Origin of the sequence: Solibacillus sp. FSL K6-1523, assembly GCF_038005225.1 — a bacterium.
Classification (GTDB): domain Bacteria; phylum Bacillota; class Bacilli; order Bacillales_A; family Planococcaceae; genus Solibacillus.
In genome coordinates this window covers 3,878,098-3,898,912 of record NZ_JBBOSU010000001.1, presented here as the reverse complement: position 1 = coordinate 3,898,912, position 20,815 = coordinate 3,878,098, and the positions used below count along the sequence as shown (strand labels likewise).

At 37.4% G+C, this 20,815-nt stretch carries 19 protein-coding genes; 10 read left to right on the top strand and 9 right to left on the bottom strand.

What is annotated here, in order from left to right; genetic code table 11:
* Nucleotides 1-21 precede the first annotated feature (21 nt).
* The 3 genes from MHI10_RS18805 to MHI10_RS18795 are packed head-to-tail and all read right to left on the bottom strand — an operon-like array spanning nt 22 to nt 3,454.
* The gene (locus MHI10_RS18805; RefSeq protein ID WP_340788154.1) at nt 22-855 is read right to left on the bottom strand and encodes an ABC transporter permease; all 834 of its coding nucleotides are present in this window, start codon (nt 853-855) and stop codon (nt 22-24) included.
* Entirely contained in the window at nt 855-1,796 is a 942-nt protein-coding gene (locus MHI10_RS18800) for an ABC transporter permease (protein WP_340789289.1), read from the bottom strand. The genes MHI10_RS18805 and MHI10_RS18800 overlap by 1 nt, the downstream gene beginning before the upstream one ends.
* A 59-nt stretch (nt 1,797-1,855) precedes the next feature.
* Nucleotides 1,856-3,454 (bottom strand): ABC transporter substrate-binding protein, encoded by a 1,599-nt coding sequence (locus MHI10_RS18795; RefSeq protein ID WP_340788153.1) that lies wholly within the window; start codon nt 3,452-3,454, stop codon nt 1,856-1,858.
* A 567-nt stretch (nt 3,455-4,021) separates the two neighbouring features.
* Here MHI10_RS18795 and guaD point away from each other — a divergent pair.
* Both guaD and MHI10_RS18785 read left to right on the top strand, forming a co-directional pair.
* Nucleotides 4,022-5,386, top strand: a complete 1,365-nt coding sequence (guaD, locus tag MHI10_RS18790) for a guanine deaminase (protein ID WP_340788150.1) — start codon at nt 4,022-4,024, stop codon at nt 5,384-5,386.
* A 184-nt stretch (nt 5,387-5,570) separates the two neighbouring features.
* The gene (locus MHI10_RS18785) at nt 5,571-6,905 is read left to right on the top strand and encodes a uracil-xanthine permease family protein (protein ID WP_340789287.1); all 1,335 of its coding nucleotides are present in this window, start codon (nt 5,571-5,573) and stop codon (nt 6,903-6,905) included.
* 62 nt (nt 6,906-6,967) lie between these two features.
* Here MHI10_RS18785 and MHI10_RS18780 read toward each other — a convergent pair whose 3' ends face one another.
* Complete coding sequence (locus MHI10_RS18780; protein WP_340788148.1) at nt 6,968-7,306, bottom strand: winged helix-turn-helix transcriptional regulator; 339 nt, start codon at nt 7,304-7,306, stop codon at nt 6,968-6,970.
* Nucleotides 7,307-7,440: 134 nt separating this feature from the next.
* On the opposite strand from MHI10_RS18780, the gene MHI10_RS18775 reads away from it, so the two are divergent.
* Complete coding sequence (locus MHI10_RS18775) at nt 7,441-8,067, top strand: nitroreductase family protein (protein WP_340788147.1); 627 nt, start codon at nt 7,441-7,443, stop codon at nt 8,065-8,067.
* Between the two features lie 54 nt (nt 8,068-8,121).
* Here the strand turns inward: MHI10_RS18775 and MHI10_RS18770 are convergent, their stop codons facing one another.
* The gene (locus MHI10_RS18770; protein ID WP_340788145.1) at nt 8,122-8,349 is read right to left on the bottom strand and encodes a hypothetical protein; all 228 of its coding nucleotides are present in this window, start codon (nt 8,347-8,349) and stop codon (nt 8,122-8,124) included.
* Between the two features lie 388 nt (nt 8,350-8,737).
* Here MHI10_RS18770 and MHI10_RS18765 point away from each other — a divergent pair, with 388 nt between their 5' ends.
* Nucleotides 8,738-10,600, top strand: coding sequence for an MFS transporter (locus MHI10_RS18765; protein ID WP_340788142.1), 1,863 nt, complete (start codon nt 8,738-8,740; stop codon nt 10,598-10,600).
* Between the two features lie 74 nt (nt 10,601-10,674).
* Nucleotides 10,675-10,854 (top strand): hypothetical protein, encoded by a 180-nt coding sequence (locus tag MHI10_RS18760; RefSeq protein ID WP_340788140.1) that lies wholly within the window; start codon nt 10,675-10,677, stop codon nt 10,852-10,854.
* 71 nt (nt 10,855-10,925) lie between these two features.
* On the opposite strand, the gene MHI10_RS18755 is transcribed toward MHI10_RS18760, so the two are convergent.
* Together MHI10_RS18755 and MHI10_RS18750 are read right to left on the bottom strand one after the other, a co-directional pair.
* A complete protein-coding gene (locus tag MHI10_RS18755; RefSeq protein WP_340788138.1) occupies nt 10,926-11,858 on the bottom strand; it encodes an urea transporter in 933 nt (310 codons plus the stop codon).
* Nucleotides 11,859-12,286: 428 nt separating this feature from the next.
* The gene (locus tag MHI10_RS18750; RefSeq protein WP_340788137.1) at nt 12,287-12,784 is read right to left on the bottom strand and encodes a hypothetical protein; all 498 of its coding nucleotides are present in this window, start codon (nt 12,782-12,784) and stop codon (nt 12,287-12,289) included.
* Between the two features lie 328 nt (nt 12,785-13,112).
* Between MHI10_RS18750 and MHI10_RS18745 the strand changes: the two genes are divergently transcribed.
* The gene (locus MHI10_RS18745; protein WP_340788134.1) at nt 13,113-13,865 is read left to right on the top strand and encodes an IclR family transcriptional regulator; all 753 of its coding nucleotides are present in this window, start codon (nt 13,113-13,115) and stop codon (nt 13,863-13,865) included.
* Nucleotides 13,866-13,913: 48 nt separating this feature from the next.
* Here the strand turns inward: MHI10_RS18745 and MHI10_RS18740 are convergent, their stop codons facing one another.
* Nucleotides 13,914-14,912 carry a 5-oxoprolinase subunit C family protein gene (locus tag MHI10_RS18740; protein WP_340788132.1) on the bottom strand — a complete coding sequence of 333 codons (999 nt, stop codon included), beginning with the start codon at nt 14,910-14,912 and terminating at the stop codon, nt 13,914-13,916.
* Nucleotides 14,909-15,643 (bottom strand): 5-oxoprolinase subunit PxpB, encoded by a 735-nt coding sequence (pxpB, locus tag MHI10_RS18735; RefSeq protein WP_340788130.1) that lies wholly within the window; start codon nt 15,641-15,643, stop codon nt 14,909-14,911. The genes MHI10_RS18740 and pxpB overlap by 4 nt, the downstream gene beginning before the upstream one ends.
* A gap of 273 nt (nt 15,644-15,916) precedes the next feature.
* Here pxpB and MHI10_RS18730 point away from each other — a divergent pair, with 273 nt between their 5' ends.
* The 4 genes from MHI10_RS18730 (at nt 15,917) to MHI10_RS18715 (ending at nt 20,799) form a co-directional block, all read left to right on the top strand.
* Nucleotides 15,917-16,693, top strand: a complete 777-nt coding sequence (locus MHI10_RS18730) for a LamB/YcsF family protein (protein WP_340788128.1) — start codon at nt 15,917-15,919, stop codon at nt 16,691-16,693.
* Nucleotides 16,683-17,936 (top strand): NRAMP family divalent metal transporter, encoded by a 1,254-nt coding sequence (locus tag MHI10_RS18725; RefSeq protein WP_340788125.1) that lies wholly within the window; start codon nt 16,683-16,685, stop codon nt 17,934-17,936. Before MHI10_RS18730 ends, MHI10_RS18725 begins: the two co-directional genes overlap by 11 nt.
* A 62-nt stretch (nt 17,937-17,998) precedes the next feature.
* Nucleotides 17,999-18,790, top strand: coding sequence for a putative hydro-lyase (locus tag MHI10_RS18720; RefSeq protein WP_340788123.1), 792 nt, complete (start codon nt 17,999-18,001; stop codon nt 18,788-18,790).
* 218 nt (nt 18,791-19,008) lie between these two features.
* A complete protein-coding gene (locus MHI10_RS18715) occupies nt 19,009-20,799 on the top strand; it encodes a methyl-accepting chemotaxis protein (protein WP_340788122.1) in 1,791 nt (596 codons plus the stop codon).
* Nucleotides 20,800-20,815 lie beyond the last annotated feature (16 nt).

Here is a 20,815-nt window from a genome sequence, read left to right as displayed (position 1 = left end):
ACCTCCTAATAGTATTCGTGACTAATCATGATTTCTAGTAGGATCCATGAGCACGCGTAAATTTTCCCCAATCTGGTCAAATGTTCTCACCACGATTAACAAACAAAGCCCTGGGAAGAAGGCCAGCCACCACATACCTGAGGATAAATATTTCATTGATTCCGATAAAATAATACCGATTGCTGGCTCATGTGGTGATAAACCTAAACCTAAAAATGTCACGGCTGCTTCATGTAAAATGACATGAGGGAAAAGTAACATAAAACCGATTAGCAGTTGCGGAACGATATGCGGAAGAATATGATGAACAGCAATCCACCATCTAGATTTCCCCATCTTCTGCGACACTTGAACAAATTCAGCCGAACGAATTTGCATGACCTCTGCCCGAATAACTCGTGCAAGGCTTGGCCAATGCGTTAGCGTAAGTCCGATAACAATGCCTTTAAATCCTCCACCAAGTGTAAAAGCAATAAGAATAAGGGTCACTAAATGTGGCACACTTAGAAATAGGTCAATAATCCACGAAATAATTCGGTCTGCCATTTTGCCCATCGTTGCTGCAGCCATACCTAGTAGTAAAGCAATTGAAGCACTGCCAATTGCTCCAATCAATCCGACACCAATACTTAAAGAAAGCCCCATCACGGTTCTTGTAAACATATCTCGCCCTAACCAATCCGTACCAAAAAGATGATCTAACGATGGCGCGGAATTTCGTTCACTTAAATTCGTTACAATTCGTTCTTCATCCAGTAGAACACCAGCCAATATAACGGTAACTAAGAAAATAATCGAAATGATTATTTTAACGAGTGTTCGTTGCTTTCTATTTAGAGGAAATTTCTTAATCATCATTTCCTCACCTCTCTAGTCCGTGGATCTAATACGCGATAACTTAAATCCGCTAATAAATTACCAACAAAAACAAATATCGTACTAAATATTACGAGCCCTAATAAAAGAGGGACGTCCCCTCTAAGCCCTGCCTCTACAGTTGCTTGTCCTAAACCTGGATAAGAAAATACTTGCTCAGCCAGTACTGCGCCGCCAAACAATTCACTAAAAGCAGCGAATTGTAATGTGATCGCAGGTAACGCAACATTGCGTAATCCATGTCGCCAAAATAACACAAAACCCTTTTCGCCTCTTGCTCTAGCAAATAACACATAATCACTTGCCATAACATCAATCAGTTTTTGGCGTGTGTGTAGCGCTACATTCGCAACACCTAATATACTGAGCGTCAGTACCGGTAAAATAAGATGTTGAATTCGATCTAACAAGGTAACATCTTCTGCAAGCACCCCAGCAGGAACACCCATTCCAATAGGGAACCATCCTAGCCATACGGCAAAAACCATTAGAACAAGGAGCCCCATCCAAAAAGTAGGGGTAGAAGCTAATGTAAAGCAGTACCACTTGATGATGCGGTCAATCCACGTACCTTTTTTCATCGCAGCTACAATACCCATGACAAAGCCAACAACACCTGATAATAGCCATGCGGATAACATGAGCGCTAAGGAATTAAAAAACCGTTCGCCAATCACTTCAATTACCGGTCGTCGGTAAATCATTGAAGTTCCTAAATCACCTGTAAGTACAGCTGAACCCCAGTTCATAAATTGCACCATAACGGGCTCATTCAATCCCCAGTACTCGGCTATCTTTTCCCGTTGTTCAGGACCTACCTTTAACATATCTGCACCAATATACGCTTGAATTGGATCAATCGGAGAGTTTTTTACTAAGAGAAAGGAAATAAAACAAATGGCCACTAATAACGTGACCATTCTTATACCTTTCATCAATATAAATAATCCAAGTTTCCCACCATTAAATTTCTGCACAGTTAGTTAGCCCATTTCCATTCCACAATATTATCTGTAGCTGGCCAACCATGCCCGTGAACGTGAATTCTTTGATCTCCGATATCAAGTTCATCCTTCACTAAGTACAAGTGATCAATATTTACTAACCACGCCCATGCGGCATCACCTTTTGAACTTAAACCAGTTGTGCCATCCCACTGTGCCTTTTTCCAAAATTCAATGGCATCTTGTTCGCTAGTAGCACTGAGCGCTTTGGCGAAATATTCATCGACCGTTTTATTTTGATAAAATCCTGTATTGTAATACTCTATACCAGCAGATTCACTACTATAAATATTGTACATTTCATGAGGGTCATGACTTCCCCAGCCCATTAAAACTGGATTGGAATACATTTTTTTAGCAATCATATCCCAGCTTCCGCCTTCTAACTTAATATGAATGCCTAATGGTTTCATCATATCTACAATAGAAATGGCGAGCGATTGTCTAATTGCGTCATTTGCTAAGTAATAAAGTGTAAACTCCGCCTTTAAGGAACCTTTGTCCAAAATTCCATCCCCATTTGTATCTTTCCATCCCGCTTCTTTTAATAGCTTCTTTGCACCTTCTAAATCAGCATCCTGAATGACTGTATCTGGATTCCACCAAGGTAAGCCATCGACCGACGTATAAGCTGGGGTACCGTGCCCCTCTAATACGCCATCCACTAAGGCTTGTCGATCTACACCCATATTAATAGCATGTCGAATTGCTGGATCAGCGGTTACATCATTTCCGATAGGTAAGCCATCTTTTGTTACACCACCAGATTTTACAAACGGAAAGACAATTCCGCGATTATCTACTGTTTGTACGGATTCTAATTTCAACCCAGGTACTTTTAGATTACTAAATGCTGCTGGAATATACGCAAGATCAACCGTGCCTGCTTGTGCGGCAGCAAATGCAGCATCCTCGTTTAAAAATAAGAACGTAATTTTTTTGAAAGCCGATTGTTTATCATAGTATTCTGGATTAGGTTGTATAATTAGTTGCTGTCCCTTGTCCCATTGCACAAGTTGGAATGGTCCTGAACCTATAGGCTTTTCTGCATAGTCAGCACTATAAGCATGTTGAGGGACAATACCTGTTGCAACTAAAGAATTGACAAATGTAGATTGTGGTTCTTTTAATGAAAATTTCACCGTGTAGTTATCCACAGCTTCGACCTTTTCCATGCCATTAAGATCTACAACTGATCCATTGTTTGTAGCGGTTTCAAATGTAAATACAACATCATGTGCTGTTAATGGTTCACCATCAGAAAATTTTACATCTTCACGTAATTTCACTGTCCAAACCTTACCATCTTCACTTACTTCATAGTTCGTCGCAAGATCATTGACGATACTCAGTTCGTCATTTCTTTTGAGAAGCGTACTTTGAAATAAAGGTGATCCATAACGCCCCCAACCTGTTGTTGGATCAAATCCAGCTGCTGGCTCAGAGTCAAAAGCCAACACAAGTTCATCCTTACTTTTTTCATCCTTTGATTGATTCCCTTTAGAAGAATTACATCCAACTAACAAAAGAGAAGCAATTAGCGTTATAAACGCGATTTTTTTAAATAATTTCATCGTCTCACCTCATTATTAATTTTCCTACCGAAAAACCCCGTACTTATATCATAGAAATAAGGGGGAAATTGACAGGTTTACATATCGACCAACAAACAACCGAAAATCTTTATTCAATAAATAAGCGAAATCGCTCTTATATAAATGCTGATAAAAGAGGCATTATTAATTGTTCCTACATCGAAGAAAAAACTTTTACAGGATGAAAAGCGAGGAAGAGGTTGACTAGTGCAAAACTATAATTTGTTTCAGACAAGCAGAATATACGGTTGATTACGTATCACTTTACGTCTATCCTATTTTAAATGTTCGACCAGTAGTTGGCAAATTTAATGACAAGAAAGGGGAGGGGATATAATCACCTTTTTCTAAAGGAAAAAGTTTAAAGGGAATGGAGATTTCTAACTTTACTTACAAAGAAGTGTAAACTATATCGATCTAAACCGCAGCATTCCTATAAAATTTTATAAAATTATTAATCTATTCGCATTTAATGTAGACTTAATGATTTTTATCCCCTATAATAAGCCCTATTCTTTATTAAATACGAACATTAAGGTGGATTATATGTCTGAATATACGCAAATTTTCCGTGGGACTGCTTTTTCAAGTAAGTCGCCTAAAGAAATACAAGTTTTAGAAGATTATCTGTTTTGTATTAATGCTGACGGAATGATTGAAAAAGCCGTTGCACCAGAGCATGAGGGCTATCAATCTTTATTAAATAAATATCAAGGGAAAGAAAATTTTCATCAATTAGCAGCAGGGCAGTATTTCTTACCGGGCTTTATCGATTTACATGTCCATGCACCACAATGGGCTCAATCTGGAACTGCATTAGACATACCTCTCTATGATTGGTTGAATACGTATACGTTCCCGATTGAATCTAAGTTTTCAGATTTAAATTTTGCCAAAGAAGTGTATGAGGATTTAGTTAATACGCTACTAGCAAATGGCACAACGACAACACTTTATTTTGCAACGGTTCATAAAGAAGCGAGCCTATTGTTAGCTAAAATTTGTGCAGAAAAAGGTCAACGTGGTTTAGTTGGGAAAGTTGTGATGGACGAACCTGAACAAACGCCGGAATTTTACCGTGATTTGAATACGCAAACGGCATTAGCGGATACTGAGGAATTTATTATAGCTGTCAAAGAATTAGCGAAATCGACGAAGCAAGGGGTTTATCCAGTTGTCACACCGCGCTTTATCCCAAGTTGTACGGATGGTGCTTTAAAGGGATTAGGGGAATTAGCTGCTAAGTACGATACGCATATCCAGTCTCACTGCAGTGAAAGTGATTGGGCTCATGGGTATGTACAAGAGCGCTTCAATAAAAATGATGCGTTTGCATTAAATGAATTCGGTTTATTAGGCGACAAAGCGGTTATGGCACATTGTAATTTCTTAAATGACGAGGATGCGGAACTATTTGCCACAACAGGTACTGCTATTGGTCATTGCCCGATTTCTAATGCTTACTTTGCCAACAGTGTTCTTCCGGTTGTACATCTACATGAAAAAGGTGTCGATATTGGTTTAGGTACAGATGTTTCAGGTGGGTTTTCACCAAGTCTTTACGACAATGCGCGTCAAACAGTTATGTCTTCTAGAATGTTAGAAGACGGTGTAGATCCAAACCTTTCTGCTGACAAGCGCGGATTACCAAATTCACGTGTGACAATTAATGAAGCCTTCTATTTAGCGACAGCTGGGGGCGGGGAAAGTTTAAGCTTACCAATCGGTCGTTTACAAGAAAGTTATACATGGGATGTACAAATTATCGATACAAAAATCTCATCTGCCAAACTACCGATTTTTGATGCGAACGAAGATTTAAATGATATTTTCCAAAAAATAATGTATCTTGTACGACCAGAAAATATTCGTGAAGTTTGGGTGCAAGGAAACAAAGTTCACAGTAGATAAAATCAATTACGCCTTGGCGTAATTGCGTCTAGATTTTTTTCGAGCTCGCTCGAAAAGCTCCCCTTAAAATCCGTGACATCCGCCGGGGGCTTTAATTTGATTCAGAGGGGTTTAGTCCCCCTCTGAATCAAATTAATCAAACTACAACTTAGAGGTGTGCAATTCAGTGGAAACGCAAAAAAACATGCAAGCGAACGATAAAAGCAATACCCAAGGATTAACCGTTTTACCCGATGAAAAAGTTCCATTTGGTCAAACAGCCCTACTAGGTTTACAACATGTAATGGCAATGGACGTCTATGTAGTACCTTTCCTTATTGCGATGTTAATCGGTTTACAATCAGGGCAATCCAGTGCATTAATACAAGCGACATTTATTGCAGCAGGGATTGCAACGATTATTCAAACTTACTTCTGCATGAAATTACCGATTGCCCAAGGTCCGTCTTATGTTCCACTTGGCGCCATCGTTGGTATTTATGCTGCTAGTGGTGGGGGCGACCTAGGTTGGAGTACCGTGTTAGGCGCAAGTTTAGTTGGTGCTATTTTAGTCATCATTTTAGGCTTTACAGGACTTTTCAATAAGATTGTGAAAGTTTTCATTCCGCCAATCGTTGGAGGTACGATTATCTTTGTCGTTGGTCTTGCATTAATGCCAGTTGGTTTAAGTAGTAACATTTATAATGGTGCAGGTGCTACAATCAACCAAAATATCTATTTAGCGCTAACTACAGCTACTGTATTAATCATTTGTGTTATGTTAGGTTCTTTCTTTGGACGAAAAGGTCGCGTATTCCGTATTGGATCGGTCCTTATCGCCTTAATCACAGGGAGCATTGTAGCAAAATTTATGGGAATATTAGACTTATCGGCTGTTTCACAAGCGAAATGGTTTAGCATGCCACAAATTCCTTTTGCAGACTTTGGGTTCACTTTTAATGCTTCTGCAATCATCACTATGGTCATTATTTACATTGTATTAATGGCTGAAACGACAGGGACTTGGTTTGCTGTTAGTAATGTTATTGATCAACCATTAACGGACAAACAAGTGAATCGCGGGGTTATTGGTGAGGGGATTGGTTGCTTTACTGCTTCTTTAATAGGATCTACACCAGTAACAGGATACTCAACAAATGCAGGTGTTATTTCGATCACCGGTATTGCAAGTCGACGTGTTTTTATAGCTGCAGGAATTTGGTTTGTATTATTCGGATTTTCGGGTAAACTAGCAGCCTTAATTACAGCTATTCCAGCAGCAGTAATTGGTGGTGTGTTCGTTATCGTGTGTGGCATTATCGCGATTAGCGGCTTACAAGTCATCAAAAATGAACGAATCGGTGAAAAAGAAATGTATGTCATTGCTGTTCCAATGATTTTAACACTAGCACTAACATTATTACCTAAAGACTTCTTATATACTTTACCAACAACCGTACAATATTTATTCGGCTCTCCAATAGCAACAGCTGCAATTGTAGCGATTGTGCTGAATAAAATATTGCCTAGTGCTAAGTAATATATAGTATAAACAAAGTAAAAAACTAGTTAGAGATTAAAATCTAGCTAGTTTTTTTGTTGCTATTTAATTGTTGTTTTATCAAAGTCGCATAGATCAATCCATTTTTGGATAGAGTTAATAACTTCTTGAAAAGCTACTCCGTTTGGTGTTAACTCATATTCTACTTTTTTTATAGAAGAATCTATGAATTTCTTCTTGATGAGACCTGCATTGGCAAGCTCATTTAAACGTTCTGTTAATAAACGATCAGAAATCCCCGGGATAGATGCGTGAATTTCATGATACCTTTTTGGTCCAGGCAATAAGGTATAAATAATCATACCCATCCATCGTTTCCCTATAAATTCAATCGCTTGGTGATAGTTACTGCATATATGTGTGCAATTCGGTTGAGTCATGTGATAACCTCCCGCATGTGAATTCTTTTTCTTGTATTGTAACATAGATTATTTTTTATTTGACGTTAAAACTTACTAATGGTAAGATTCTATTCGTCAACTTATTATAAGTAAGTTTATTAGGAGGAAATACAATGACAACAACAACTAAAGATTTATATACAATTATGCATGAAAGAAAATCTGTTCGTAAATACGAATCTACTTTTAAAATGACGCAAGCACAACTTGAGGAAATTATAAAAGAAGCGACGAGTGCGCCATCTTCAAGTAACCTACAACCATGGCGTTTCCTTGTCATTCAAGATGAAGAAACGAAAAAGGAACTTCGCACAATTGCCAATAATCAAGAACAAATAGAAACATCATCAGCAGTTATTGCCGTTTTAGGTGATGCTGAAATGTATAAAAATGTAGAGAAAATCTACACGCAAAACGTATCGGAAGGTCATATGGATGATACGTTAAAGGATTTAACGATTAACAATACGCATCGTTTATATCCATCATTGCCTTTAGCAGTAAGACAAAACATCGCTTCTTTTGATGCGGGGCTTATTTCAATGCAGCTTATGCTGATTGCGAAAGAAAAAGGTTTTGATACCGTACCAATGGGTGGCTTTGATAAAGTGAAATTTGCGGAGCGATTTGAATTACCAGAAAATCAATTCCCTATCGTACTTATTGCTATTGGTAAAGCCGCTGCTCCAGCATACGGTTCATCACGTTTACCATTGGAAGATATTGCTCGTTTTATCTAAATAAGTGGTCACTAAAAAAGAACGAGTTCCACTAGCAGGAATTCGTTCTTTTTGTTATTCACAAAAGGAGCAAACATATTTTTTCGTACGCGGATCTTTTAATTCAGTCACGGGATTATATTTTAACCATGAAATTAAATAAGGTTGTGCAGCTTTTGTGAATAGGGCCTGTAATTCATCACTAAGCGAGTCCACAGTTTGCCCTAATTTTAGTGTTGAAAATATTGACTGACTTTCTTCTAACAAAGAGGGTGTTAGATGAGCACTTAGCTGTTCAAGCATTACCCCCATATGTGGAACTAAACTTAACGAAGACCATTTTTTCTAGGAAACAAACCTTGAGTTAGAAACTGTCCCTACAAATCAAGAGATTCTACAGCGTGTTGAGGAGTTAATCGGTTGGATTGGAATATTATAGTTTAATACTTTGAATGTAGCATGCCTGGCATTGTATTGTTTGCGCATCAGGTTCAGAATCAGATAAAAAGCATTAAAGGTACTATGGCTGAAATGGGGTATATAGATTTTTTGTTTTGCGTAGAATACATGTTACTAATCGGAAAGGAAAGAATTCCCTTAATAAGTATAAATAGCTCTTGAAACTGACAACTATGTCATTTTATAATAATGACACAGTTGTCGTTTTAAATTTACTTTCATTAATGGGGGAATGAGGATGAAGAGTGGTTCGGATTCAAAACGGCTATATAAAAATAAAGCTTATTTGTATTTGATTGCCTCCCAGACAGTTTCAGCTATTGGGAACTGGTTGGATATTTTAGCTGTCATCACATTAGTTGCTGTAAAATGGAGTGCTTCACCGCTAGCCGTGTCTGGTGTAATGCTTGTGTTTGTAGGTCCTATGGTTTTATTTGGTCCTTTTAGCGGTGTGCTAAGTGATCGCTATGACCGACGTCTAATTATGTTGATTTCCGATTTGTTCTGTGTGGTTCTTGTTTTAGGAGTGGCATTTTCAACCGAATTATGGCATGTTTATGCTTTGTTATTTTTAAAAAGTTCGTTTGTAGCACTATTTATTCCCGCGAAAAATGGTAAATTAAAAGAAATCGTAAAAGATGATCAAATGCAAGCGGCAATGGGTATCAGTGGGATGATTGATAATGGTGCAAAAATCATTGGTCCAGTATTAAGTGGGATAATTGTTGCGACGGTAGGTATCCAATGGGCATTTTATATCGATGCTCTGACATTTGCTTTATCGGCGCTCTTTTTACTTGGCATTCCAAAGGACAATCGAAAGACTAAGGTTGCAGAAAACGAACAGCAAAAAACGAATATTATGTCTAATTTGCTAGTGGAAATGAAAGAAGGTTTCACTTTCTTAAAAACCATCCCTATCATTTTAATTAGTTTAATTATTACAACCTTGTTACTTCTTGTTTTACAGATTGCTGATACTCAATTCATGGTTCTTTTAAGGGGTATCTTTAAAGATCCTGTAACCGTAGCGGGATATAGTATGGCTGCTAGTGGCGGTGGTATGTTTTTAGCATCAGCTATTTTCACAAAAATGCATATCCGTTCGACATTAAGTTGCATGTTTTTCGGAGCATTAGGGCTTGGTATTTCACTTGTAGCGCTTGCTCTAATGGTTCAATATCCCCCTTCATTTCTTTCAATTGCATACCCCATGCTATTTTTTCTAGCTGGTTTTTCTTTTGGATCTGCCATTATACCTTTAAATATAACTGTACAAAAAAGTACTCCAGTGGATAAAACGGGCCGTGTCTTCGGAATAATCAATAGTATGACTACGCTTGGGACATTGATCGGAATGATTTCAGGTGGAGTGCTTTCCGAATTGTTTGGTGTTGAGATGACATTTACTGTGTCCGGCGCATCTTTAATTGTAGTCAGTTTGTTAACGCTCATCATAAAATTTCCTATTGAAAGAAGGTACGCTATGTCACCTAAAGTAACGAAACAATACAAAGAAAATCGAAAGCTCGAAATATTAAAAGCTGCAGAAACAGTATTCTGTCAAAAGGGTTTCGAACCTACAACGATGAAAGATGTTGTTGAAATTTCAGGTATGAGCCGAGGTGGTGTATATCAATATTTTTCTAGTACAGAAGAGATGTTGAAGTGCATCTTAAATGAAAGAGATGACCAGTTTGAAAACAAAATTCAACAACTGATTCAAAGCAATCAACCGGTATGGGAAACGATAGAATCTATTTTGGATGGGTACAATAAAGAGTCGTTTCATAAAATAAGTGCAGTTACTTATGAATATTTCGTCACAGGATGGCGTAGCGAAGGAGTAGAGCGAATTCCGTATTTACTTACACGTTTTAATCGTGCGAGGGAAAACTATATTCAATTGCTTCAAAAGGGAGTAGATAGTGGGGAATTTTCTCCAAACCAGTCCCTTCACACAATCGCTACCTTTATGATTAATGTTACAGATGGAATCTTATTGGAAACGAATCTTGCTGGAAAAAAGGAAGCTGATACAGAGGGACAGATAAATGCCTTAAAAATATATCTAAAAACTGCGCTGCAAATTTAAACTTAATTTGTGTTTCAGATGCAGAATGTTAATAGCGTTTATAGTTAAATTTATTCTAGGCAGGGAGTATATTAATGAATGCATTTCTAATTTATGTAACACCAGTTGTTGCTTTTATATTTTTTCTGAATTTCATCGGGATTCTTCGCAATATTAAAGATGGAGAAAGAGAGCTAACGATACAGGTGCTATTAGGAGGATTTATGTTTGCGTTTCTTGTATTTGCAATAGTACTAGCTGGAATAGCGAACTAAATAAAAACTGTGGCGAAATCGCCACAGTTTTTATTGTTTTTAAAAATAATAAGCCCATACTCTAAAGATTATTAAAACCTTGGTAATACATTTCTAGCAGCCAACAGCAACCATGTACAGAGGACGAATGGCATAGTGAAAACTGGAAGGCCATATGGTATAAGCCAAGTTGTGACAGTTGCAGTGAGCGGCACACTTATGCAGGCTCCAAAGATTCCCGTTATATAGCCAAGACTATTATGAGACTCTTTAAAAGCAACAGCTACTGCTAAAATTATTAAAACACCATTAAATCCGTATAGGCCAGTATGTATTAATTCATGTGCACCGCCTAAAGCAAAGGCTGTTAGAATCGCAATTACATTCCCGATTAACGCAAATAAGCCAAATTTCCAACTTGCAAAGAATAATCCAATATAAAGTAAAACGGATGAAAGGGGATTTTGTAGAAAGAATATTTGCCCTAAACCATTTAATATCGCTTGGAACCAGTTGACTGTACCTTCAATATCTAAGCTCCAATGTGTTAAATCTTGAGGAGCGAGAAGGATTGATAATTGAATGAAGTCAAGCTGATAGGATGCTAATAATGTAACCCAACTTACGATAATAAATGGAAAGCTTAGTACTGGGATTTTAGTATTTCGCATGAGATGCATCATTGCAGCTGTAATAAATGCAGCAACTACTGCTCCAATAAGAGCAATAACCCAATGGTACGGTCCCGTTAAGGATAAGGTAAGTGCCATACCAGTTAAAACAGGATTAAACCCAAGTAAACCTTTCTGGATTATGTCTTCATTTGCTTTTCCAACGATCCCGATGAGTACGGCAATAAAAGAAGATAGCCATGCAATCGCACCTACTAGAGGGGATGCGATAGTTATTGCGAGTAAAAATAAAATCCCTGTAATCGTATTTTCGATGAAAACTACTTGTGAAATTCCTTTGAATGATGCAACTAGAACTTTTTTCCAATCTAACTGGTTATTTAGAATACTCATAAAAAACCTCTCTTTTGGTGTGACATATTAGTTGCGTAATTAAATGGATTTATAGAGGAAGAGTAATCTTTCTGGAATGATCCAATTCACTATAACTTTTTCAAAGAAAAGGGAAAATCATTATAAATCAGTTTACAACAAGGTGCATTGATGTACTAGTAAAAAAACTATGTATATCGTATTCATTTACATGTAGTAATCAACGCACTTTCAACTATGAAATTACCAGTTTTTTAAATATAATTGTATCGACTTTTATTAAAATAATCCACTGATGACGCTAATTTTGCAAATGTGACCGAAAAGGCTGCTTAAAAGGCAAATAACATGTAAAAAAAAGTTAGAATTGCAAACTTTACAATTCTAACTTTGGAACAGCAATACGATTCATTTGCCGCAAATTTTTTAAGTTTTAAACTTACTATTTATTAATACGCTCCGCATAAAACAATAATACGGTACGGTGTGGTTTGGGCAGGAATACTCCTTGTCGTAGGACCGTAGTATACAACTAAATCATGGTTCCCTGGATATTCCGAAAAGAATTGCCCATTTGTTAAAAGGATATGTGTATTAGCAGACAAATTTAATTGTAATTGCCCGTCACTGCTTTGCAATTGGCTATTGAAGAAATCAACTTTTACATTTTGATTTAAATTATCTTTTACCATAACGAGCGCTTGATATTGTGGTGGATAAATAAGGATAGCGGGTGCATTTGCATCATAATACCCTGTCACGCGATCCCCCACGACTAACGTTTCATGGTCAACGAAGTAAGTGGAAGGTGAAACGGCGAAATTTACGATGACCCCCATATTATTTCTTAATGTAAACAGTTTATTACAACCTTTTTTCCCACCCTGACCTACATTGAGATTAGTAATCTCCGTTATCGTTCCATGAAATGAATGAAAACTTGTCATATTATACCTCCGTATTTTAAGATAGAGTCCTTTTTTCAACGCTTTGAAAAAACATGTGAAAGCTGCTCAAGATAGCTCCTCACCATTATATGTAAGGCGGAAGAAAAAGGACTCTTTCATTGGGCAATGAAACGTACAACAATTACTTTTATCCATGAAGCAAAACTATTCCCCAAATTCTCCAATATACAAGGTATACAAAAATAGTAAGTTATTAGGTATAATTAGAATTTGAAAATGGGTGAATGACCTCATTTTATAGTGAGTAGCAAATATTATTTAGTATTCGAAAAAAAATATCTATAAACGAAAGGAAGATAAAACTGAATTGACAAATAACAATAAAACAGTTGTCCGCTCAATGGACATCTTAAATCTATTTATCGATCATATAGAACTGTCATTTCAAGAGGTAATTGAGTTATCAGGAATCCCGAAAACGACTGCTTTCCGCATGTTAAAATCATTAGAGGAAATGGAATTGTTAGAAAAAGGGGCAGATGCAAAATATAGATTAGGGATTCTGTTTTTAAAATTTGGACACCTCGTTTCCATACGTTTAGATATAAGAAAAATTGCCTACCCGATTATGAATAATTTACATAATGATACAAAAGAAGCGATTAATTTAATTGTCCGTGATGGTGATGAAGCCATTTATATCGAAAAAGTGGATATGAAGCAAAAAGTTCGACTTTATACAGCGATTGGTAGAAAAAGCCCTCTTTATGCAGGGGCGTGTCCTCGTGCAGTCTTATCTTTTTTACCAGATAGTGAAATAAAGGATTACGTTGAATCGTCAGAACTCAAATCATTTGCAAATGGGACGATTACCGATAAGGAAAGACTTTATGAAACGATTGCACATGCAAGAGAACATGGTTATACAATTAGCCATTCAGAATTAGAAAATTATACATCCGCGATTGCAGCGCCGATTTTTGATCATAAGGGAGAAGTCATCGCGGCCATGAGTATCGCAGGTTTAGAAGCCAATTATAAAGGGGAAAATGCTGAAATCTTCGTTGAAAAATTAAAGAAGGCTACTGCAGAAATATCTAGGCAATTGGGTTATGTTTAACTAAAAATAATGGGGAGCCTCAAATTCAATTGAGACTCCCCATTTTGCTCATAGTTGATGCAATCTTTTTATACGTAGCCCAAATGCCAGCTCATTCATTTCTCTCTCTTGGTGGATTAATGCCCACTGCGCTTCTTCAAGTGTAACCTCTTTAAAGAATACATGACTATTTGCTTGCATTTGTGCTAATGCTGGTAAATCTGCAGAAATGACTTGTCCTATTTTCGGATAGCCGCCAGTCGTTTGACGATCCGCCATTAAAATGATCGGTTGCCCATTAGAAGGGACTTGGATTGTTCCAAATGTAACCCCTTCAGATAATAATTCAAACGGCTCTTTTAATCGGATATCTTGTCCTTCTAACCGATAGCCCATGCGATCTGATTGAGTCGAAATCGTGTAAGGTGTTGAAAAGAATTTTTGTAAACCCCCTTCATCGAACCGCTCATATTCAGAGCCTCTGATGATACGGATTGTTTGTGTTTTTTTGAATGTAACAAAGGGTGTGTAATGAACGGACCAAGAAAGGTAAGAGGTTTTCTTTTGTAATTGATTAAAAAGGTCCTCTCCTGATTCTGTTCGAGTATTGCATTCAAGAACATCATTTTTTTGCAGTTTTCTACCTTGAAAGCCACCAATACCAGCACGTATGTAAGTGCTTTTACTGCCCATCACTTCAGGTACTTGAAAGCCACCGCCAAATGCTACATAAGCGCGGCTACCACTAATCGCAGCATTAAATTTTAAAATAGACCCTTTTCGAATTAACAGTGGTTGCCACATAGGGACTTCATTTCCATCCACGGTAGGTTGTAGATTACCACCTGTAATTGCAACGAGTTCATCACTTTCAAATAACAGGCTAGTGCCGAAAAGTGTCACCTCAAGAGCCCCTTCTCCTTCAGCATTTCCAACGAGTAAATTCGCAATTCGTAAGGAATTTGAATCCATCGCTCCTCCTACAATAACACCAAACTTCTGTAGTCCATATCTCCCTAAATCTTGAATCGTTGCCAACATTCCTGGCTGTAATACTTTTACGCTCATGTTTTCATCTCCCAATCTCTCGTGTACTCATCCAATGAAATGGGTACAAATTGAATTCGATCGCCTGGTTGTAATAACGTCGGAGGTAATTGTTCAGGTAGAAATAAACGAGATGGTGTTCTTCCGATAATTTGCCATCCACCAGGTGTTTCTAATGGGTAAATCCCTGTTTGGCTACCCGCAATTCCAACAGATCCAGGTGGAATTGCTAAACGTGGCGATTCTTTTCGTGGTGTTGCAATTTTTTCGTCCATTCCGCCCATAAAAGGGAACCCTGGAGCAAAGCCTAGCATGTAGACAAGATATTGTGTAGAAGAGTGGATTTTAATAACTTCACTCGGTGTTAAACCGTTATAAGAAGCTACAAATTCCAAATCTGGACCCATGTCACCGCCATATGCTACAGGTATCTTTACTAACCGTTCCTTCGCTGTTTCACCGTTATGAGTAGGGTTCATCAAAGAAAGAATTGTCATTTTCACATTTTCATAAGGCGTTTTTACACCTTTATCTAAATTTGAGAAGTAGACATCGATTGGGTTGTAGTAAACCGTCACATTGTTATAAGCAGGTACAGCCTCTATAAATCCGCTAAATGGATGATTATCTAATAAATTTAATATGCTCTTTACTTTTATATGTGTTGCCTCATTGATTCCTTCGCCTATTTGAATAACAAGTGCAGAATCACTCAGAGGTCTTATTTGCAAATTTTCTGTTAAATTCGGCATAAAAACTACCTCCCTAGTTTCGTAAATCGGTATTTAGGTTTTAAAAAACGGATTATTAATATTATATTTTAAGAATGAACAAAAACAAGTTGAATTTTAATAAAAGTTAAAAAATTTTATTATTTCTCAAGATTTAAAAATTATTCTTTCCTACAATAATAAAATATGCTAAGATTTTTTTACATTTCAAAACTTGAGTTCCGAATGTCGGTACCAAATAAATGGAAACGCATTCATTGTTATTCGTTCTTAAAAAGAAAGTGGGGAAAGAAAATGTTTCGTGTTGATTTAAACTGTGATTTAGGGGAAAGTTTTGGTCGCTATCAACTTGGTGAGCAAGAGGAAATTTTAAAATATGTGACATCTGCTAATATTGCTTGTGGTTTTCATGGCGGAGATCCTACCGTTATGCGTGAAACAGTTAAGCTAGCGATTGCTAACGGTGTGAAAATTGGAGCACACCCAGGATTGCCGGATTTAAATGGTTTTGGGCGACGTGAAATGAAAATTACGCCACAGGAAGCTTACGATATGGTCGTGTATCAAGTTGGAGCATTGCAAGGTTTTTTAACAATCTACAATGAACCGATGCAGCATGTGAAACCACATGGAGCACTTTATAATATGGCAGCTAAAGATCCAGCAATTGCAGAGGCCATTGCACAAGCTGTTTATGATATTTCACCTTCCATTGTGTTATTCGGTTTGTCAGGTAGTGAATTAACAAAGGCTGGAGAAAAAATTGGACTTCAAACGGCGCATGAAGTGTTTGCAGATCGTACGTATCAGCAAGACGGTTCGTTAACATCACGTAACCAACTGGATGCACTGATTACGGATAATGGACAAGCTGTCGGGCAAGTTGTGAAAATGGTGAAAGAAGGCAAAGTACTATCACAGCAGCAAATCGAAGTCTCATTACAAGCGGATACAGTTTGCATTCATGGAGACGGGGAACATGCGGTACAATTCGCAAAAGAGATTCATGCAAAATTAACGGAACAGCAAATTTCTGTACGTGCAATCAAGGAGGAACTAAATGGGAGCTAACAAAGTAGTAGTGAGTAAAGAGGAACTAGAGCAAAAGAATAAAAGCAAATTTGTGAAAAAAACAGCTAGTAAAAGTGTATTATTAGGCGCAGCATTTTTAATGGCTACGTCATCAATTGGACCAGGCTTCTTAACACAAACAACAATATTTACACAGCAATTAGCTGCTAGTTTTGGGTTTGTCATTTTAATTTCTTTAATTTTAGACATTGTTGCACAAGTTAACGTTTGGCGAATTATCGCTGTTTCGGGTTTGCGCGGGCAAGAGATTGCCAATAAAGTATTGCCAGGATTAGGTGTTGTTCTTGCCTTACTAATCGTTATTGGCGGTTTAGCATTCAATATTGGGAACGTAGCCGGAGCGGGTCTAGGGCTAAATGCAATGATTGGTTTAGATCCGATTACCGGAGCCGTTGTAAGTGCATTATTTGCCGTTTTTATCTTTATTTATAAAGAAGCAGGAAAGGCAATGGATAAAGTAGCGCAAGTAGCTGGTGTTATTATGGTTTTACTCATGCTATTTGTTGCTTTTAAAACAACACCTCCTGTAGGGGAAGCGGTTGTGAGAACCTTTATGCCGCTAGAAATTAGCTGGTTTGCAATCGTGACGCTAGTTGGGGGATCAGTTGGCGGATACATAACATTTGCTGGTGGTCATCGCCTGTTAGATGCGGGCATTAAAGGTCAAGAGTCCTTGCCAGAAGTAACGAAGAGCTCTGTCACAGGAATTTTGATTACGGGCGTGATGCGTATTGCATTATTTTTAGCAGTTCTTGGCGTTGTATCACAAGGTTTAGCGATTGACCCTGATAATCCACCAGCATCTGTTTTCCAACTTGCTGCTGGTAATATCGGTTATCGCATGTTCGGTATGATTATGTGGGCGGCAGCGATTACTTCTGTTGTAGGTGCTGCTTATACATCTGTTTCATTTATTCGTTCATTCCATCCGAAGATTGAAAAATATCATAATTGGGTCATTATCGGATTTATTCTCGTTTCAACAGCGACTTTTACCTTCATCGGAAAGCCTGTGAATGTATTGATCATTGTTGGCGCATTAAATGCATTAATTTTACCATTGGCACTTACGATTATATTAATTGCAGCACATAAAAAAGATATTGTGGGCACATATAAACATCCACGTTGGTTAACTGTAACTGGCGCAATAGTAGTTGTTCTTATGGGATACTTGAGCGTTATTACTTTAATAGAACAAATGCAAAAATTATTCAGCTAATCTAACAACCATTCATGAGTAACCTTATCATGGATGGTCGTTTTAAAAGGAGAGAATTGAAGATGACACTATATAGTACATTAGATCCGAATGAAATGCGCAAACTTATTCGAAATCAAGAAATTACTGGACCGACTTCTGGTATGTCGATTGGATTTACACAAGCAAATTTAGTAATTTTGAAAAAAGAGCATGCTTTTGACTTTCTTCTTTTTTGTCAGCGTAATCCAAAGCAGTGTCCACTATTAGACGTGACAGAACCAGGATCATTTATACCTGCTACGATTGCGAAAAATGCGGACATTCGTAAGGACATCCCGAAATATCGCATTTATCGCGACGGTGTTTTTACAGAGGAAGTATTAGATATTACGGATTTTTGGGAAGATGATATGGTTGGCTTTTCAATTGGGTGTAGCTTTACATTTGAAACACCGCTTCTTGAAGCAGGTATTCCAATTCGACATATTCAAGAAAATTGTAATGTACCAATGTATAAGACAAATATCGCATGTGAAAAAGCTGGTATGTTTGAAGGACCAACCGTTGTCAGTATGCGACCAATGACACCTGAAGATGCAATTCGTGCAATTCAAATTACTTCTCGTTTCCCGAATGTCCACGGCGCACCGATACATATCGGTAATCCAGAACAAATAGGGATTATGGATATTTCAAAACCAGATTTCGGGGATGCAGTGTCCATTAAGCAAGGAGAAATACCAGTATTCTGGGCTTGTGGCGTAACACCACAAGCGGTAGCAATGGAAAGTAAACCAGCTATTATGATTACGCATGCACCAGGGCATATGCTAATCACGGACATAAAGGAAACAAGTTTGAGCATACTTTAAAGATAATCACCTGAAATTAGCTACCTCTTCTATAAATAACCACCAGATGTTTTATAGAAAGATGTTAATTGATACATTAAAATAGGCTAATAGATTCGGGTTTTGGATTCAAAATGAGGACTATTGACTATGTTTTAGAGTTGTGTTAGTTTTATGATTGGGAAAAGATTTCGAGTATATCTTTTTAAAGCCTATTCTTCTTTAGAAGTAGGCTTTTTTTGTTAAATAAAATAAAAGGTAGCAATGCGAAAAAGGTGGAGAGATTGAAAGTGAAGTTTTTAAAGAATGTATCATTAAAGTACAAACTGTTAATTACAGTTTCTATAGTTGTGTTTATGCTTCTCGCTGTTATTACAACTCAAAATATTAATGAATTGCATAGCCGAATGAATACCGACCTTGAAAAAGAGTTGGAAAGTGTTGGTTTATTAACAGCTATGAATTTAGATAATGATGAGGTAAAAAAACTATTAACGGCTAAAGGGGAAGATGATGCTGACTTCCTAAAGGTACAAAATCAATTAAATACGATACTTGAAGAACAAGGCACTATGAGTTGGAGTTATATTGGGATTATGAGTGATGAAGGTATTAATCCTATCGGGTATACAAGTAATATGAATGATATTTTCGAACCGGGAGAAGTACTCTCGGGACTTGCACCTGAACATATAGCAGTCGCGGAACTTGCCGTTAAAAATAATGAGACAAAAGTAACCGAAATTTATGAAGATAATTATGGCACATGGAGATCTGTTTATAGTCCGATTGAAGATGAGAATGGCGAAATAATAGCGCTATTGGGCATCGATTATTCAGCAGATTATATAGAAACAATCCTTAAAGGGAGTATTTTTAAACAGTTTGTGATTGCAGCAATTGGGCTAGTTGTGTTATTAACTTTACTGTACATAGTTATTGGTCGCATTTTGAAACCACTTGAAAAATTAGTAGTTGTCGCAAACCAAGTCGCAAATGGAGAATTGAAAGATGTGGAGTTAGAAATTACACATGATGAAATAGGGAAGCTATCCGAGTCGATCAAAACGATGGTTTCAAATTTACAACATGTCATACTCAATATCCGAAATACATCGAATCATGTATCTTCAGCAGCAAATCAGCTAACAACGAATGCCATTGAATCGTATAATAGCTCAACGCATATTGCGAAGGATATGGAACAGATTAATCAAAATGCAGAAGCATCATTAATCATGACGGAGGAAACTGCTGCTGCAATGGAAGAAACTGCATTTGGTATTCAACAAATTGCTGAATCAGCAAATACAGCAGCCGAATCGTCTATTTCTGCTTCTAAAGCGTCGGAGCAAGGAGATACCGTTGTTCAACAAGTGATAGCACAAATGCAGTTAATTAATGAATCTGTTGAACAAATTAGTACAACAATTAATGGCTTGCATGTGAATACGAATAAAATTAGCGACATTGTGAATATTATTACTGCGATAGCCGATCAAACAAACTTGTTGGCGCTTAATGCAGCGATTGAAGCAGCAAGAGCGGGGGAACATGGTAAAGGCTTTGCTATCGTGGCAGATGAAGTAAGAAGGTTAGCTGAACAATCAGCTCAATCAGCAACAGAAATTTACAATTTGATAAGCGCAATTCAATCCGATTCAAACGCATCAATCGTTGTGATGGAAAAAGGGAAAACTGACGTGAAAGTTGGAATGGATTATACGAATGAAGTTGGGGTAATCTTTAAAAACATCCTTACTTCATCAGAAGAAGTGGCGAATCAAATACGTGAAATATCAGCAGCATCCGAGCAAATATCCGCTTCTTCAGAGGAAGTAGCTGCGTCTGTAACGAACATCAAAAATACATCCGAACAATCTTCACAATTTGCGTCAAATGTATCGCAGTCTACTCAACAACAATTGTCTACGATGCTGGAAGTAAAGGAAGCTTCTACTTCGTTAGGGAAAACAGCAGAGGAACTGCAAACGCTTGTTGCGAAATTTAAGTTAGACAATGATCGTTAAGTAAGGCGTTGCTCAA

Excerpts from the sequence above, each read along its gene's own strand:
- MHI10_RS18805 (WP_340788154.1), bottom strand. The coding sequence starts at position 855 with ATGATTAAGAAATTTCCTCTAAATAGAAAGCAACGAACACTCGTTAAA.
- MHI10_RS18800 (WP_340789289.1), bottom strand. The coding sequence starts at position 1,796 with ATGGTCACGTTATTAGTGGCCATTTGTTTTATTTCCTTTCTCTTAGTA.
- MHI10_RS18795 (WP_340788153.1), bottom strand. The coding sequence starts at position 3,454 with ATGAAATTATTTAAAAAAATCGCGTTTATAACGCTAATTGCTTCTCTT.
- guaD (WP_340788150.1), top strand. The coding sequence starts at position 4,022 with ATGTCTGAATATACGCAAATTTTCCGTGGGACTGCTTTTTCAAGTAAG.
- MHI10_RS18785 (WP_340789287.1), top strand. The coding sequence starts at position 5,571 with ATGCAAGCGAACGATAAAAGCAATACCCAAGGATTAACCGTTTTACCC.
- MHI10_RS18780 (WP_340788148.1), bottom strand. The coding sequence starts at position 7,306 with ATGACTCAACCGAATTGCACACATATATGCAGTAACTATCACCAAGCG.
- MHI10_RS18775 (WP_340788147.1), top strand. The coding sequence starts at position 7,441 with ATGACAACAACAACTAAAGATTTATATACAATTATGCATGAAAGAAAA.
- MHI10_RS18770 (WP_340788145.1), bottom strand. The coding sequence starts at position 8,349 with ATGCTTGAACAGCTAAGTGCTCATCTAACACCCTCTTTGTTAGAAGAA.
- MHI10_RS18765 (WP_340788142.1), top strand. The coding sequence starts at position 8,738 with ATGAGGATGAAGAGTGGTTCGGATTCAAAACGGCTATATAAAAATAAA.
- MHI10_RS18760 (WP_340788140.1), top strand. The coding sequence starts at position 10,675 with ATGAATGCATTTCTAATTTATGTAACACCAGTTGTTGCTTTTATATTT.
- MHI10_RS18755 (WP_340788138.1), bottom strand. The coding sequence starts at position 11,858 with ATGAGTATTCTAAATAACCAGTTAGATTGGAAAAAAGTTCTAGTTGCA.
- MHI10_RS18750 (WP_340788137.1), bottom strand. The coding sequence starts at position 12,784 with ATGACAAGTTTTCATTCATTTCATGGAACGATAACGGAGATTACTAAT.
- MHI10_RS18740 (WP_340788132.1), bottom strand. The coding sequence starts at position 14,912 with ATGAGCGTAAAAGTATTACAGCCAGGAATGTTGGCAACGATTCAAGAT.
- pxpB (WP_340788130.1), bottom strand. The coding sequence starts at position 15,643 with ATGCCGAATTTAACAGAAAATTTGCAAATAAGACCTCTGAGTGATTCT.
- MHI10_RS18730 (WP_340788128.1), top strand. The coding sequence starts at position 15,917 with ATGTTTCGTGTTGATTTAAACTGTGATTTAGGGGAAAGTTTTGGTCGC.
- MHI10_RS18725 (WP_340788125.1), top strand. The coding sequence starts at position 16,683 with ATGGGAGCTAACAAAGTAGTAGTGAGTAAAGAGGAACTAGAGCAAAAG.
- MHI10_RS18720 (WP_340788123.1), top strand. The coding sequence starts at position 17,999 with ATGACACTATATAGTACATTAGATCCGAATGAAATGCGCAAACTTATT.